Source organism: Pontibacillus sp. HMF3514 (assembly GCF_009858175.1).
Classification (GTDB): Bacteria; Bacillota; Bacilli; order Bacillales; family BH030062; genus Pontibacillus.
This window is the reverse complement of the sequence record NZ_CP047393.1, coordinates 918,080-933,193: the sequence shown is the minus strand read 5'-3', so window position 1 is coordinate 933,193 and position 15,114 is coordinate 918,080. Positions and strand designations below refer to the sequence as shown.

At 39.9% G+C, this 15,114-nt stretch carries 12 protein-coding genes and 1 pseudogene; 4 read left to right on the top strand and 9 right to left on the bottom strand.

The window, feature by feature from the left end; genetic code table 11:
• Nucleotides 1-39 precede the first annotated feature (39 nt).
• On the bottom strand, nt 40-1,338 hold the full coding sequence (locus GS400_RS04885; protein WP_160099539.1) for an extracellular solute-binding protein: 1,299 nt from the start codon (nt 1,336-1,338) through the stop codon (nt 40-42).
• Between the two features lie 353 nt (nt 1,339-1,691).
• Between GS400_RS04885 and GS400_RS04880 the strand changes: the two genes are divergently transcribed.
• The 3 genes and pseudogenes from GS400_RS04880 to GS400_RS04870 all read left to right on the top strand — a co-directional run bounded on the left by GS400_RS04880 (nt 1,692) and on the right by GS400_RS04870 (nt 4,858).
• Entirely contained in the window at nt 1,692-3,446 is a 1,755-nt protein-coding gene (locus GS400_RS04880; RefSeq protein ID WP_160099537.1) for a glycoside hydrolase family 13 protein, read from the top strand.
• Nucleotides 3,447-3,501: 55 nt separating this feature from the next.
• Nucleotides 3,502-4,174: pseudogene (locus GS400_RS04875) on the top strand (MATE family efflux transporter).
• 165 nt (nt 4,175-4,339) lie between these two features.
• Nucleotides 4,340-4,858, top strand: coding sequence for a hypothetical protein (locus GS400_RS04870; protein WP_160099535.1), 519 nt, complete (start codon nt 4,340-4,342; stop codon nt 4,856-4,858).
• 444 nt (nt 4,859-5,302) lie between these two features.
• Here the strand turns inward: GS400_RS04870 and asnB are convergent, their stop codons facing one another.
• Together asnB and GS400_RS04860 are read right to left on the bottom strand one after the other, a co-directional pair.
• Nucleotides 5,303-7,150 carry an asparagine synthase (glutamine-hydrolyzing) gene (gene asnB, locus GS400_RS04865; protein WP_160099533.1) on the bottom strand — a complete coding sequence of 616 codons (1,848 nt, stop codon included), beginning with the start codon at nt 7,148-7,150 and terminating at the stop codon, nt 5,303-5,305.
• Between the two features lie 314 nt (nt 7,151-7,464).
• Nucleotides 7,465-7,827, bottom strand: a complete 363-nt coding sequence (locus GS400_RS04860) for a YisL family protein (RefSeq protein ID WP_160099531.1) — start codon at nt 7,825-7,827, stop codon at nt 7,465-7,467.
• A gap of 164 nt (nt 7,828-7,991) precedes the next feature.
• Here GS400_RS04860 and GS400_RS04855 point away from each other — a divergent pair, with 164 nt between their 5' ends.
• The gene (locus tag GS400_RS04855) at nt 7,992-9,191 is read left to right on the top strand and encodes an ornithine--oxo-acid transaminase (RefSeq protein ID WP_160099529.1); all 1,200 of its coding nucleotides are present in this window, start codon (nt 7,992-7,994) and stop codon (nt 9,189-9,191) included.
• A gap of 115 nt (nt 9,192-9,306) precedes the next feature.
• Here GS400_RS04855 and GS400_RS04850 read toward each other — a convergent pair whose 3' ends face one another.
• From GS400_RS04850 to cpaB, 6 genes are all read right to left on the bottom strand, one after another.
• Complete coding sequence (locus tag GS400_RS04850) at nt 9,307-10,104, bottom strand: SDR family oxidoreductase (RefSeq protein WP_160099527.1); 798 nt, start codon at nt 10,102-10,104, stop codon at nt 9,307-9,309.
• A 70-nt stretch (nt 10,105-10,174) separates the two neighbouring features.
• Entirely contained in the window at nt 10,175-11,098 is a 924-nt protein-coding gene (locus GS400_RS04845; protein WP_160099525.1) for a type II secretion system F family protein, read from the bottom strand.
• A gap of 3 nt (nt 11,099-11,101) precedes the next feature.
• Entirely contained in the window at nt 11,102-12,064 is a 963-nt protein-coding gene (locus tag GS400_RS04840) for a type II secretion system F family protein (RefSeq protein WP_160099523.1), read from the bottom strand.
• Nucleotides 12,065-13,495 (bottom strand): TadA family conjugal transfer-associated ATPase, encoded by a 1,431-nt coding sequence (locus GS400_RS04835; protein ID WP_160099521.1) that lies wholly within the window; start codon nt 13,493-13,495, stop codon nt 12,065-12,067.
• On the bottom strand, nt 13,492-14,382 hold the full coding sequence (locus GS400_RS04830) for a CpaE/TadZ family protein (protein ID WP_236561142.1): 891 nt from the start codon (nt 14,380-14,382) through the stop codon (nt 13,492-13,494). The genes GS400_RS04835 and GS400_RS04830 overlap by 4 nt, the downstream gene beginning before the upstream one ends.
• Before the next feature lie 32 nt (nt 14,383-14,414).
• Nucleotides 14,415-15,107 (bottom strand): Flp pilus assembly protein CpaB, encoded by a 693-nt coding sequence (cpaB, locus tag GS400_RS04825; protein WP_160099517.1) that lies wholly within the window; start codon nt 15,105-15,107, stop codon nt 14,415-14,417.
• Between the last annotated feature and the right edge of the window lie 7 nt (nt 15,108-15,114).

Below are 15,114 nucleotides of genomic sequence, written 5' to 3'. Positions count from 1 at the left end.
ACCTCTCTATGAGAGGCACCGCTTACAACATTATCTTTTTTATTCAGAATGATTTGCTTCAATATTTGCTTTAATTGTTTCGACAGCACTATTTAAAGCTTCTTCTGGTTCTGCCTTATCTGTTGCTACAAGTTGAAGAGCTTGTGCCATTGGTCCCCAAACCTCTGCCATTTCTGGGATATTAGGCATTGGAGTTGCACGAGAAGATTGAACGGCAACAGCTTTTGCTTTTGGATCTTCTGCAATAATAGGGTCTTCAATTAAAGATTTAACTGGTGGAATTTCAGATGTTTTTTCAAAACGGATTTTAGCGTTTTCTTCATTTGCAATCCACTCTACTAGTTTAGTAGCCCATTCTTTGTTGTCAGAGAATGAACTTACATGCCAGCCTTTAACACCCATGAATGTTTTAGGATATTCCCCATTTGGTAATTTTGGCATTGGCGCTACACCATAATTGATACCTTTGTCAGTGAGTCCCTGGAATGCCCATGGTCCATCTTGCTGTGAGGCAACTTTACCTTCCTCAAATAGAGCACCTTTTGTAGATCCACCGCTCTCTCCAACAATTCCACTTGGGAAAATGTTGTCATACCACTTTTCAATATACTCGGCACCTTTAATTGCACCTTCATTGTTCAAACCGATTTTAGTTGGGTCAAGTGCACCTTCATTGTTTTCAAACACATACCCACCAAATCCACCAATAACAGCATGAGCAAAGTAATAGTTATCCCATAAAGCTAAGAAACCATATTCTTTGTCTCCACCAAAATCTTGAGAGAACTTATAAAGCTCTTCAAAATTTTCAGGTGGTTTTTCCATATGATCTTTATTGTAAATAAACACTGGTGTTTCAGTAGCTTTCGGTAGACCATATAATGTGCCATCGTATGTTTGTGCTAGGATTGATGACTCCGTATAGCGATTAACTACTTCATCATTTGATTCAATTGGTGCAATTAAGCCTTCTGTAACAACCTGACCGATTTGGTCGTGCGGTAATGTAAGTACATCTGGCCCACTTCCTGCTGGACCATCAAGACGAAGGTTTTCACGGATTTCTGAAGCCATATCCATTTCTTTATACTCTACTTTAATTCCATATTCCTCTTCGAAACTTTTAATTGCTGGCTCAAGACCAACACCTTTTTCTTTGTCCTCCCAGATTACTAGCTTCTCTGGTTTATCAGAACTCGTTTCTCCTTCAGTGTTCTCATTTGAAGACCCCTCATTGTTACCTTCCGATTCCTCGTTAGTTGGTCGTTCAGGTGCACATGCTGCAAGAACACCTAGAGCCAAAACCAACATCATGAAAAGAGCAAAAACCTTTTTCATGCTTGACCCCTCCTGATATAAGATTAAATTTATGTACAAACGTCAAAAGCAAGTATGTCTTGATGATATGAAACCAATTTAGGAAAACGTTTGCACAACTTCTTAATTAGCATTATACACGAGTTGTAAATTTTAGCAATAGTTTTTTAAAGCGCTTTCAATATTTTGATAGAAATTATACAATCATAGGCAAACGCAGTATTTATAAAGAGATTTCATATATTATCAATTGACACTTGAAAGCGCTTGCTCTACTCTCATGTTATATACTTCTTTGTATTTCCAGATCTTATACTACACTATGAAATTCGCAAAAAAGCGCAAACGTTTGCTCAAAATAAGGAGGAGATTTAATGTTAAAAGAAGCAATCTATCATAGACCAAAAAACAACTTTGCCTACGCTTATGATAAGGAAACAGTACATATTAGAATCCGCACAAAAAAAGATGACCTTACTCGTGTACGTCTACAACATGGAGATCCATACTACTGGACAGAAGATGGTTGGCAATACCAACTAGAGGATATGGAGAAAAGCGGAAGTGATTCTCTTTTCGATTACTGGGTTATCGCCATCAAACCTCCTCACCGTCGTTTACGTTACGGTTTTGAGTTAACAGATGAAAAGGAAACCGTGTACTTTACTGAAAAAGGATACTTCGAAGAGCCTCCAGGAGAAACGAATGATCACTTTAGTTTCCCTTTCTTAAATCCAATAGATGTATTTGATGCTCCTGATTGGGTACGAGACACAGTTTGGTATCAGATTTTCCCAGAACGTTTTGCTAATGGAGATCCCTCGATCAATCCTGAAGGAGTTTTACCTTGGGCAAGTACCGAACCTAAACCTGATAACTTCTTTGGCGGTGATTTTGAAGGTGTGATTCAAAAACTAGACTATCTTGTTGACTTAGGAATAAATGGAATCTATTTCACTCCTATCTTTAAAGCACGTTCTAACCATAAATACGATACGATCGATTATATGGAAATCGACCCTCAATTCGGTGACAAAGAAACATTCCGTAGGTTAATCAAAGAGTGTCACAACCGTGGCATCCGCGTCATGCTCGATGCTGTATTCAACCATAGCGGCTATTACTTTGAACCATTTCAAGATCTATTGAAGCATGGTGAACATTCTAAATATAAAGATTGGTTCCATATAAGAGAATTTCCGATTCAAGAGGAACCAATTCCTAGTTATGATACATTTGCGTATGTTCCATCAATGCCAAAATTAAATACTGAGCATCCTGAAGTTCGTAAATATCTTCTAGATGTAGGGAGGTACTGGATAGAGGAATTTGATATTGATGGTTGGAGACTAGATGTTGCAAATGAGGTTGATCATGCCTTTTGGAGAGAATTTCGTAAGGTCGTAAAAGATGCAAAAGAAGATGCTTACATTTTAGGAGAGATCTGGCATGACTCTATGCCTTGGTTACAGGGCGATCAATTTGATGCAGTTATGAATTACCCATTTACGAGCGGTGTGCTACAATTCTTTGCTGAACAAAACATCTCTGCTAAGGATTTTTCAAACAAGATCACAAATGTACTTCAATTATATCCCGAAAACGTGAATGAAGTATCTTTTAATTTACTAGATAGTCACGACACATCAAGAATTCTATCAATTGCTAATGAGAACAAGGACGTTGTCAAACTGATCTTCCTCTTCCAACTATCCTTTATCGGAACACCATGCATCTATTATGGAGATGAAGTTGGTATGACAGGTTTAGGTGATCCTGGCTGTCGTAAATGTATGGTGTGGGATAAAGAAAAACAAGATCTTGATTTATTCTCACATGTACAGAAGCTTTTGACCTTGAGAAAAGAAATTTCTGTTTTTGGTAATGATGGTGCTTTCCGTTTCATAAAAACAGATGATGCAACAAATTCAATTATGTATGAGAAAGCTAATGCTCAACAGAAGCTTTTATTCGTCATTAATAATTCTGAACATCATGTTACACAGGTGCTTCCAAATGCTGAAACCTATAATGCAAAAGAACTCCTTACTGAAGAAAATGTACAATTAAATCCTTATGAAGAAATAACATTAAATCCTTATGAAGGAAAAGTGTATTTAATCCAATAAGATAATATTAAATCCTACCAATGAATGGTAGGATTTAATTCATAAAGGGGATACCATGGGTGAAACGAAAGCCGATACAACCAAAAACCTAACGCTGTTTTCTTTAACCTGGCCGATTTTCATCGAGATATTGTTACACATGCTCATGGGAAATGCGGATACACACATGCTTAGTCAATATTCGGATGATGCGGTAGCTGCCGTGGGGGTATCCAATCAAATTTTGTCTATTGTCATTGTTATGTTCGGATTTGTAGCGACAGGAGCAGGTATTCTTAATTGGACATTATATGGGAGCAGACAAAATTGAATCGGCTTTCACAAGATGTTTAAGAAGTACAAAGATTGCCATCATTATTTCTGTTTCCATGGCACTTGTTGTTTATGCTGGAAGTGACTTGTTACTAGGTTTGTTCACGAATAATTCGAGCATTATTGAACAGGGCTCTGTTTTACTAATGATGACGGTGTTGCTTGAACCAGGACGTGCCACAAATTTAGTGGTTATTCATTCTCTACGCGGTGCTGGTGATGTAAAATTCCCTGTTATTATTGGGGTTTTATCCATGTGGGGTATCTCTGTTACATTCGCTTGGTTCTTTGGCCTCTATCTGGATCTTGGTTTAGTGGGAATTTGGATTGGATTTATTGCTGATGAGTGGTTACGCGGGTTGATTATGATCAATCGTTGGCGTGGGAAGAAATGGACTGATAAACATTTTGTATAATTATAGGAATTGAGAACAATTACAGATATTTCCCTTTATGTCTTATCCCTATTTCGTTTATACTAATAGAAGATAATTACCAAAAGTTGCTTTTGATTCCTACGTATGGTTTTCACATTTTTTCAAAGCCTATAAATAGAATCAATGGCAGGGAGGCACTTATACATGAAACGTACATTTACTTTATTTCTTACAAGCATCATGACCATTTTCATAATCGCTGGCTGTAGCGCTGGTGCTACAACAGCAGATCCCGTATCCCACGCAAAAAGTCAGTTAGACATTCCGGTTTTCACACCAACTTATTTACCAGAAGGCTTTACGCTGAATGCTTCGGATTCTTATTTTATTAATGGATCTCTTTTCTTATCCTATCAGAGTGAGGATGGAGAAAAAGCAGTCGATATTTACGTTGACCACAACAACGTCCGTGATGTAAACGAGCATATCTACAAGTATATCAACGATGATTTTGATGAAGAACTTGAAATCAATTTAGAGCCGTATCAAAAAATCGGGACTTTTGTTGGGAAGCTTACAAGGAAAGATAAATTTTTAGTATTAAACTTTCAATTCATTCCTGAGCGTTTTGTAGAAGAGGAAACGACAGCTCATTATGTCATAAAGTCAAAAGGATTGTCTGAACAGCAATTTAAGCAGATTATTTCTACGTTATCTGAATAATGAACAAAGGTCTGAGCCTCTATCAGGAGGTTCAGACCTTTTTGTATTATCCAGGAAATTATAAATTTTGTGACTTTTGTATTACTTTTTAATGCGCGTGGGACCAAATCCAGCTCCAGCGCCCAGCAACTAGTATGGTTGGGCCCACATGACGTGGGTCAGATCGACGTTGTCACAGGACGTGACGGGTTTAGTCGATCATTCTTTCTCCGTAAGATAAGTCAACATCGAATCGCTTTGCTCTTCGTGTTTCCTTTACACGTTTGTTACATAAAATTTTAACAATGAAGGAACTCGACGTAGTTAAAATTTCTAGGTGAAAGTACCACGGCAACTATGCTTCTGTCTGCGCCTATTGGCTTGCCAATCAGCAAGTTTAGTTAATCTTACTTCGGCTCAGTCCAGCATATACGTTGCTACCCGGGCGCTTACGCTTTTGTTCTATCAAATTTCAATTTTAACTTTATATTTCTGTAGCCAATAATTAATTTGAGCTAAATGCGCTAAAAGTTGTGGTCCCGTCATTAGCTGTCCGAACCATGGGGCATCAATGTCCTTTCCTTCACTTTCAACAAGATCCCGAATCCGATCTCGTTCAAACAGCTGGAAAAGCGGTGCTTTCGGGTCATCTAGAATTTCGTGCATCCAGCTAACAACAGCCTTTGTATAAACCGGGTTATGCGTTTTCGGATAAGGACTCTTCTTACGGTATAGCACATCATCCGGTAAGGTACCCTCTAACGCTTTTCTCAAAATCCCTTTTTCTCTATCCCCATAACGCTTCATATCCCATGGAATATTCCAAACGTATTCTACAAGTCGGTGATCACTAAATGGAACACGAACTTCTAAGCTCGCCCCCATACTCATGCGGTCCTTCCTATCTAGAAGCGTCGTCATAAACCACAGCATATTGAGATAAAAGAGCTGGCGGCGTTGCTTTTCTTCTTTATCTTCCCCTTCAAGCTCTGGCGTCTCCTTAATCGTTTCATGATAACGATCCATCATATAGCTTTGGAGATCCAGTTTTTCTTGCCACTCTTGCTTTAGCAACTCCTGTCGAACCTGCGAAGAGCGAATCCATGGGAACCCATCTCGGGCAAGTTCATCTTCGCGGTAAAACCAAGGATACCCTCCGAAAATCTCATCTGCACACTCCCCGGATAGTGCTACCGTCACGTCTTTTTTGACCTCTCGACAAAACCAGAGTAAGGAAGAATCAATATCCGCCATACCTGGTAAATCCCGCATATCCACAGCTTCTTTTAAGTAATTTGCGAGTACCTCATTATTTAATACGCAATTCTTGTGATCTGTACCATTACTATCCGAAACAAGCTTAATGTAAGCTTCATCGCTATTCGGTTGGAATGTATTTGATTTAAAGTATTTTTGGTTATCTTCATAATCAATCGAGTATGTTTTAAGTGTACCTCTTCCTTCTTTCTTCATGTGATCTGCTGCAATGGACGTAATGGCACTAGAATCTACCCCTCCTGATAAGAAAGTCCCGACCGGAACATCCGAAATGAGTTGCCTTGTCACTGCATCATGAAATAGCTCTCGAATTCTTGCTGCCGTTTCTTCTGCATTTTCGGTATGCGGCTTGCTTTCTACGTTCCAATATCGTTCAATTTTCAAACCACTTTTGTCGTAACGTGCGCGGTGCCCAGGTCGGATTTCTTTGACACCTTTAAAAACACCATGCCCAGGCGTACGAGAAGGTCCTAATGCAAGAATTTCACTTAGACCATCCTTATCCAAAATAGGCTTCACATCTGGATGAGCTAATAAAGCTTTTAATTCAGACCCAAACAGAAGTCCTCCAGCATTTTCTGTATAAAATAAAGGCTTAACGCCCAAGCGATCTCGTGCTAAGAAAAGCGATCGATCTCTTCCATCCCAAATCGCAAAAGCGAAAATTCCATTTAAATGATCCACACACTTATCTTTCCATTGCATATAACTTTTCAGCAAAACCTCGGTATCAGAATGAGATTGAAACCTCCACCCCATTCGATCTAGCTTCTTTCGTATGTCTTCTGTATTATAAAGTTCGCCATTATAGCATATTGTATAAGAATCGGTTCCGAATTGGAATGTCATCGGCTGATGGCCACCATCAGGATCTACTACGATCAATCTTTGATGTCCAAAGGCTACATGTGGCTTAATCCAAGAATTTGATTCGTCCGGTCCTCTATAATGGAGCGTTTTGGCCATATCTTCAACAATCTGCTCATACTGCGTAAGGTCTTTTTGATAATCAACCCATCCGCTAATCCCGCACATTGAACCTCACCCTTTCTACAACTCGTGATGCATCTCTTTTCATACATATGCCCAGATGAGAAAGATGTGAAAAAGAAAACTGTTTAATAGCACATTGAGGGGATTATATTTTGAATCGTCAAAAGTTGAGAAAAGTTATCATTTACACTTGAAAATGATTCTCAATTTCATTATAATGAAATTATCGAAACTTACTTACCCCCCCTTTTATAAAAAGCACTGTACTTAACTAGCTGCCATGGTGAGTGCAGTGTTTTTTGTATTTCAATAAAAAAACTGCTCCTCTCAACAGTGAGAAGAACAGTTTTTCAAATTTACATTCCTAATGGTAAGCGACCAAATCCAAGTACCACCGCAATGATGAAAGCGATAAAGAATTGAATCCACCACGTACGAGCAGGCTGGCGTTTTTTCGCTTTGTTTGCGATCATTTCAATCGCTGCAATCGTCCATATACCAGCGATCACTTTAATGATTAACTCACCTGTAAATCCGCTGATACCTTCAAAGTAATTTCCAATTAGGCTTCCACCTGAATACAAGATTAATAAAAAGTCCAAACGCAAAATCATGTGAACAATTTTACCTGGTTTCGCTTTTCCAAAACGGTATAGCCACACAGCTACGCCGAGTAGGATTAACGCAAGCACCCACGATGTGATATGTAAGTGTGTCATCCTTTTTCCTCCTTAACGTAAACGTACAAGCTAGCCCTATCATCATAACAAAAATTAGCTTTTGAAGCGAATGTTTACTATCCTTACAGTCGAATAACCAAATAATTCAGAAAAACTGTTATAATGACACTATTGGAGTCATCTTATTAACTAGGAGGGATACAATGACACGTACACAATCGAGTGAAGAAATTATTGAACAAACCCAGGAATATGGTGCGAAGAACTATCATCCACTGCCAATCGTTGTTGCAAAAGCGGAAGGTGTGTGGGTTGAGGATCCAGAAGGTAATCGTTACATGGATATGTTAAGTGCCTATTCTGCGGTGAACCAAGGACACCGTCATCCGAAGATCATCAAAGCGCTAAATGACCAAGCCGGGCGCGTCACGCTGACCTCTCGTGCTTTCCATAATGATCAACTTGGACCTTGGTATGAAAAAATTTGTAAGCTAACGAACAAGGAAATGGCTCTACCAATGAACACAGGTGCTGAAGCTGTTGAGACAGCGATTAAAGCAGCTCGTCGTTGGTCATATGATGTAAAAGGTGTTGAAGAAGATCAAGCTGAGATCATTGCTTGCACAGGTAACTTCCATGGCCGTACAATGACAGCGGTTTCCTTATCTTCTGAAGCAGAATATAAACGCGGATTCGGACCAATGCTTCCGAATATTAAAATTGTTCCTTATGGCGATGCTGAAGCTTTACGCAATGCGATTACAAAAAATACAGCAGCCTTCATTTTTGAACCGATTCAGGGTGAAGCCGGTATTGTTATGCCACCTGAAGGGTTCTTAAAAGAAGCTTATGATATTTGCCAAGAAAACAATGTCCTTTACATCGCGGATGAGATCCAAGCAGGTCTAGGTCGTAGTGGTAAAATGTTTGCTTGTGACTGGGAGAATGTTTCACCTGATATCCTTATCCTAGGTAAAGCACTAGGCGGCGGTGTTTTCCCAATCTCTTGTATTGTTGCGAACAAAGATATCCTCGGCGTATTTAACCCAGGCTCTCACGGTTCAACATTCGGGGGTAACCCACTAGCATGTGCCGTATCGGTTGCATCTTTAGAAGTTCTTGAAGAAGAAAAACTGGCTACTCGTTCACTAGAACTTGGTGAGTATATGAAAAAAGAACTTCAAAAAATCGATAATCCAAAAATTAAAGAAGTTCGCGGTAAAGGCTTATTCATCGGTGTTGAGATGAAAGAACCAGCTCGTAAATACTGCGAAGAGTTAAAAGCAAAAGGACTTCTTTGTAAGGAAACCCATGAAAACGTGATCCGCTTCGCTCCTCCACTTGTGATTGATCAAGAAGATCTGGACTGGGCGATTGGACATATTAAAGATGTGTTGAGTTAATTTAAAAACCCTGCCATTTGGCAGGGTTTTCTTATTTGAGAGTATCGGTGTTTTCGCTCGGGTCGCCACTCCTTTCGCTACTATCTTTCCCCCGAAAGTCTATATCCCCCCTATTTTATAAAGCCTTCACTGCTCCCCCATCTACAACAAAAGACTGACCTGTCACATACGTGTTAGCAAAAGAAGCTAAAAACACAGCGGTTCGCGCAAATTCTTCAGGGGTTCCATAACGCCCTGCTGGGATTCGTGTCTCATGCTCTGCTTTTACTTCCTCAGGACTTAACCCTCTCCGTTTCGCCTGTACTTGATCTAATTCTTCCACACGATCTGTACTAATTCTCCCTGGACCTAATGTATTCACTAGAATGTTTTCTCCTGCATACTCACGAGCTAGTGATTTCGATAACCCTACAATGCCATTTCTGAACGTATTCGAAAGGATCAAGCCATCAATCGGCTCTTTGATTGAAGAGGATGCAATATTTAAAATTCTACCTTCCCCTGCTTCTTTCATATGAGGAAGCACATAACGTGTTGCTCGAATGAAACTCAATAAATTTAACTCAAAAGCTTTTTGCCAATCTTCATCCTCAAAATCCATAAACGATCCAGCTGGAGGACCACCAGCATTATTAATTAACACATCTATGCCACCTAGCTTATCGATTGCTCCTTCGAATAATGATTTAAGGTCCTCCTCTTTTGTTATATCGCACACCTCTGTATGAGGTCCTGAATAACCTCCACCAATTCCAAGCTTGATTTCCTGAGCCGCTTCAAGTAAATGTTCTGGATCACGGCTTGTGATTAGCACTTCTGCTCCCTCACGTACAAATTCTTTAGCAATCGCCTGGCCAATTCCTTTGCTTGATGCCAATACAACAACTCGTTTTCCTTTTAACCCTAAATCCATAAAAAATCCTCCTCGATTCTTATTACTCCTATTGTAAAGAATCGGGGAGGGGATCATCCAAAATTATGATTTAAAAGGCTTCTAAGAAATTGATTAGAGCAGGTCCAAGCAGAACAATAAACAGACTTGGGAAAATGAACAAAACAAGCGGGAACATCATTTTAACTGGAGCTTTCATGGCCTGTTCCTCTGCTCTTTGTTTACGCTGATCTCTCACCTCATTCGATTGCACGCGGAGGACCTGTACCATCCCAATCCCTAGTTTTTCAGCCTGCAAAATATTACTGATTAATACTTTGATTTCATCTAACTCTAAGCGTTCTTTAACACCCGTTAACGCTTCTCGACGAGTTCGTCCCAGACGAATCTCCTCCAAGCAACGATGGAATTCATCCGAAAGCACACCCTCTTGCTTAGAAACCAATTTTCCTAATGCAGAGTCAAACCCCAGACCAGCCTCAAGACTTACGGTCAAAAGATCTAATACATCAGGGAGTTCCTTTAAAGCTTTTTCATTTCTTGCTTTTATTTTTTGGTTAATATAAATCTTCGGGAAGATGAGCGCAATGCCAGCACCGAAAAGTCCCATTGTAATATCAGCGCCAAATGATCCACCTAATAAAGCACTGTACCCACCAAATAAGACAGGTAACAGAACCATCAAAATGATCTGAATAAGGCGATATTCAACTGGTGTCATGCCGAATGGGTTTCCAGCTTTGAGCAGCTTAAGCTCAAGATTGTTTTCTTTCTGGTCATTTTCTGGCTTCATCTTTTTACGAAAACTTCGTCTGAAGGATTTCCATAATGGACCTATGAGTCGCTTCGAAATCGGTAAATCTTCTTTTTCTTCAGAAGGCTCACTAAATACAGCCTCCGAGCTTCCTGTTACTTTCGCCAGTCTGCTTTGTACATGTCCCTTCTTCTCATCACGTACACTCAGCAAACCGTAGACGAGTAAAACCATGGTTAGAAAAAAGCTAAGATAAATCATAAATTACACCTCAATTGTGGTGATTTTCTTAATCATAAAGAAGCCAACCGTTCCTGAAACAGCACCGCCAGCTAGCATAATCATTCCAATGGGGTGCGAAAAAAGCGCACCTATATAATCCGGTTCAATTAAGTAAAGGATAAATGCAAGTGCTACCGGTAAGAGTCCAATAACGACTCCTGATAAGCGACCTTGAGCCGTTAGGGTTGTAATCTGTCGTTGGATTTTTGTACGATCGCGAATCGTGTTCACAATTTTATCTAGAACAGTAGCCAAGTTTCCTCCAACGGTGCGTTGAATGATTATCGCTTGAACCATCAGCTCTAAGTCCTTACTCGGCATACGCTCATAGAGTCCATTAAGCGAATCCTCAAGTGTACTTCCGTATTGCATCTCTTTCAGGACAAGCTCGATTTCATCCTTAATGGGTGCCTCTCCTTCTTCCACAACGGTTTGGAGACTCTGAGGCAAACTGAAGCCCGCACGCATCGAACCAATCATGGTGGTAAGCATATCCGGTAATCCTTCATTAAATGCTTTGACTCGATCCTTAATCTTCTTCTTAATAAACCACAACGGAATAAAATATCCAATTGGCGCACCTATGAACAACATGACTAAATCTCCCGAAATTAAAAATAGTAGCATGCCTACAAGAAAAACGGAGATTAATTGAAAAAACAAATATTCCTCAGGCTTAATCGGTAGGCCTGACTTTTTAATTAACGCTTCTAATTTTGAAGACTTTTCTTTCGATAATACTTTCTTGCCAAGTTTTTCACGAGCTAAGCGAATATCTACAAGAGAACGCAGCTTCCTTTTATCTAGCTTCTTAGAATCAGAATGTTCAAGGTAGCGCTTCATTCTCTTTTCCAAGCGTTTATTTCTCATAAAGAGAAAGTGGAATAGACCGTAGAAAAATAGGAGGGTGGTAAGTCCGACCATTAACGTAATGTACCAGAACATTTACATCCACTCCTCTTGTTCAATAAACACATGAGCCGGAATGTGAATACCTGAGGATTCCAAACGCTCATAGAATTTCGGACGTACCCCCGTTGGCACAAGACGACCTTGGATTTTCCCGTTTTCATCTACACCTGTTTGCTTATATGTAAAGATGTCTTGCAGCACAATGACGTCACCTTCCATTCCCTGCACCTCAGTAATGTGGGTTATACGTCGTGTACCATCTTTCAAACGAGCCTGTTGAATAATCACATCCAAGGCACCAGCAATTTGTTCACGAATCGCTCGGATCGGAAGCTCCATTCCTGCCATTAATACCATTGTTTCTAAACGAGATATCATATCACGTGGGGAGTTCGAGTGTCCTGTAGCCAGAGACCCATCGTGACCTGTATTCATGGCTTGAAGCATATCAAGTGCTTCTCCACCACGAACCTCACCAATTACAATACGGTCAGGACGCATACGTAACGAATTTCGAACAAGCTCACGTATTGGAATGCCACCCTTACCTTCAATGTTCGGAGGTCGAGATTCGAGAGATACAACGTGTTCTTGTCCCAATTGAAGCTCGGCTGAATCCTCAATCGTGATAATACGCTCATCAAATGGGATGAAATTCGATAAAACATTCAGTGTAGTTGTTTTACCAGAGCCTGTACCACCACTTACGAAAGTATTTAAATCCGCTTTAACACAAGCATCTAGAAACGTAGCCATCTCACGTGTTACAGTACCGAATTCTATAAGGTTATCAATCGTAAATGGATCCTTTGAGAATTTACGAATGGTAATGGTTGGTCCATTTAACGCAAGAGGCGGGATAATCGCATTCACACGAGAACCATCAGGTAAGCGAGCATCTACCAAAGGTGAGCTTTCATCAATACGACGTCCGATGGGTGCTACGATTTTTTCTATGACATTCATGACATGTTCATCATCACGGAACTGAACATTGGAAAGCTCAATTTTTCCGTTACGTTCCATATAGATCGCATCTGGTCCGTTCACCATAACCTCTGATACTTCAGGGTCTAACAACAATGGATTAATTGGGCCAAAACCAGTCAGGTCATTGATTAGTTCTTCTACTACTTTTTTGCGATCCACTTGGCCGCGAAAGGTCTCATCTTCTTTCATGATCTCAATGGCCATTTGATCTAGCTGTGGGATGATTTCTTCAATCTCTGTATCATCAATATCATCTAGAATCTGCTTATGCAGTCGATTTTTTAACTCCTGATGCTTCGTTAACTTTTGACGCTCTGGCTTTTTCTTTTCCTGGCTGGGTTGAGTTGGCCTCTGGTTATCGCGAAAAGCTTGTAATAAATCCTGTTGATTTATTTGCGAAGATTGTTCTTCCCCATGTGGATCTTGTTCCACCTTATGTTTATTTTTCTCTTCAATCCGATTTAATAAGCTCACGTGCTACGCCTCCTCCCAAACGGTTTTAATAAACTTTTTTTCGGAGCAGCTTCTTCTTTCTCTTCTTCACCTTCAACGTCTCTTTTCGTCAGAAGTTTATCGAAAAGGCCACTCTTCTTTTTCTCATTAAACATCGTAATTTCTCTCTTTGAATACAGGCGTTCAGCCATTTTGTAGTAGGCTTTCGCCAAATCGGTTTTAGCTTGATTCATTACAAACGGAATACCAATATTCAACGACTGACTTGCTGTTTGAAAGTCGTTCGGTAAATAGATCGGTTCCTCTGAATTCAAGATGCCAACAACGTCATTTGGTTTAATAACGGATTCCATCGTAGAACGATTTAAGACGAGCTCTACCTTATGCCTAATATCTAACGTTTCAAATGTCTCAAGCATTAAGCGCGTATTTTTTAACGTCGACATCTCTAAATTCGTCACGAGAAGAACACGATCAGCCATATCCAACATCTTTAAATTATTCTCATGGAATCCTACACCACAATCTACTAATACGTAATGATGTTCTTCTAGCAACGTATTTAACACTTTTTCAATCGTTTCAGGAGTAACGAGGTCTGCATACTCTGGACGGTCTGGGCCTGCCAATACTTTTAATCCACTTTCATGGTGGTTTAAATAACTTAATATACTTGGCTTATCAATACTTTCACCCTCATCAAGGATATCCTTCATAGTAAAAGATGATTTTAAATCGAGAGATAAGCTAACATCACCGAATTGAAAATCGCCATCAACTAGTGACACGCGTATGTTTTTCTTACAAAAGGCCGTTGCTAGGTTCACACTTAAACACGTTTTCCCAACGCCACCTTTTGCTGATGCTACAACAATCAGTTCGCCTCTTTTTTGAACTCCCTCTTCCATGGTTATACCTCCTTTCATATTTTTATAGAAAACTAGTTTTCTTGTTCCTTCGGTTCAGCTTCTTCTTTTAATCTCGAACGTAATGCCATATGAATGTTACCTTCTTCCGATGCTTTTACGATTTTCGCAACTTCATGAGGTTCAACCTCAATCGTGATAGAACTGTACTCTACATAATCCTCTTTTGAATTCGATTCGACGAGCTTACGACCAATAGCAAGAACACGTGCTCTTTGCTCGATTAACTTCGTTTCTACCTTCGTTTCCCCATTTTCCTTTTTTGCGATCGAAGCATAAACATCTACATAATCCTCCGGCTCAATTAAGTTTGAAACGGATTGTACCATGTTTACTCCCAAAGATAACGCACGCTTCCCTTGTGAAACTTTTTTCGCTACAATCAGTTCCTCTTCTTTTTTGGATTGCAATCGATGGGATAAGATCGGCTCTCCCTGAGCAATAGCTGCGGTAGCATATTTCCCCTCGATCCCGTCCATCTTTTTAAGAGCACTTGCATGCAGCCCACCCTCAGGTTTAGAGACGAGCTCTAAATCATCTTTATCAATTCGTTGGTTCTTCCCAATAGCTTCTTTTGCAACAACTACCTCTACCATATTTCCTTGTTTCGCTTTCGTTACCTGAATATCTTTTGTGTACTGATAAAATAAATATGTAGTCATAATCCCCATAACTAGGGCTAATGTCATCATGACTTTTCCTTTCATTCTGTCC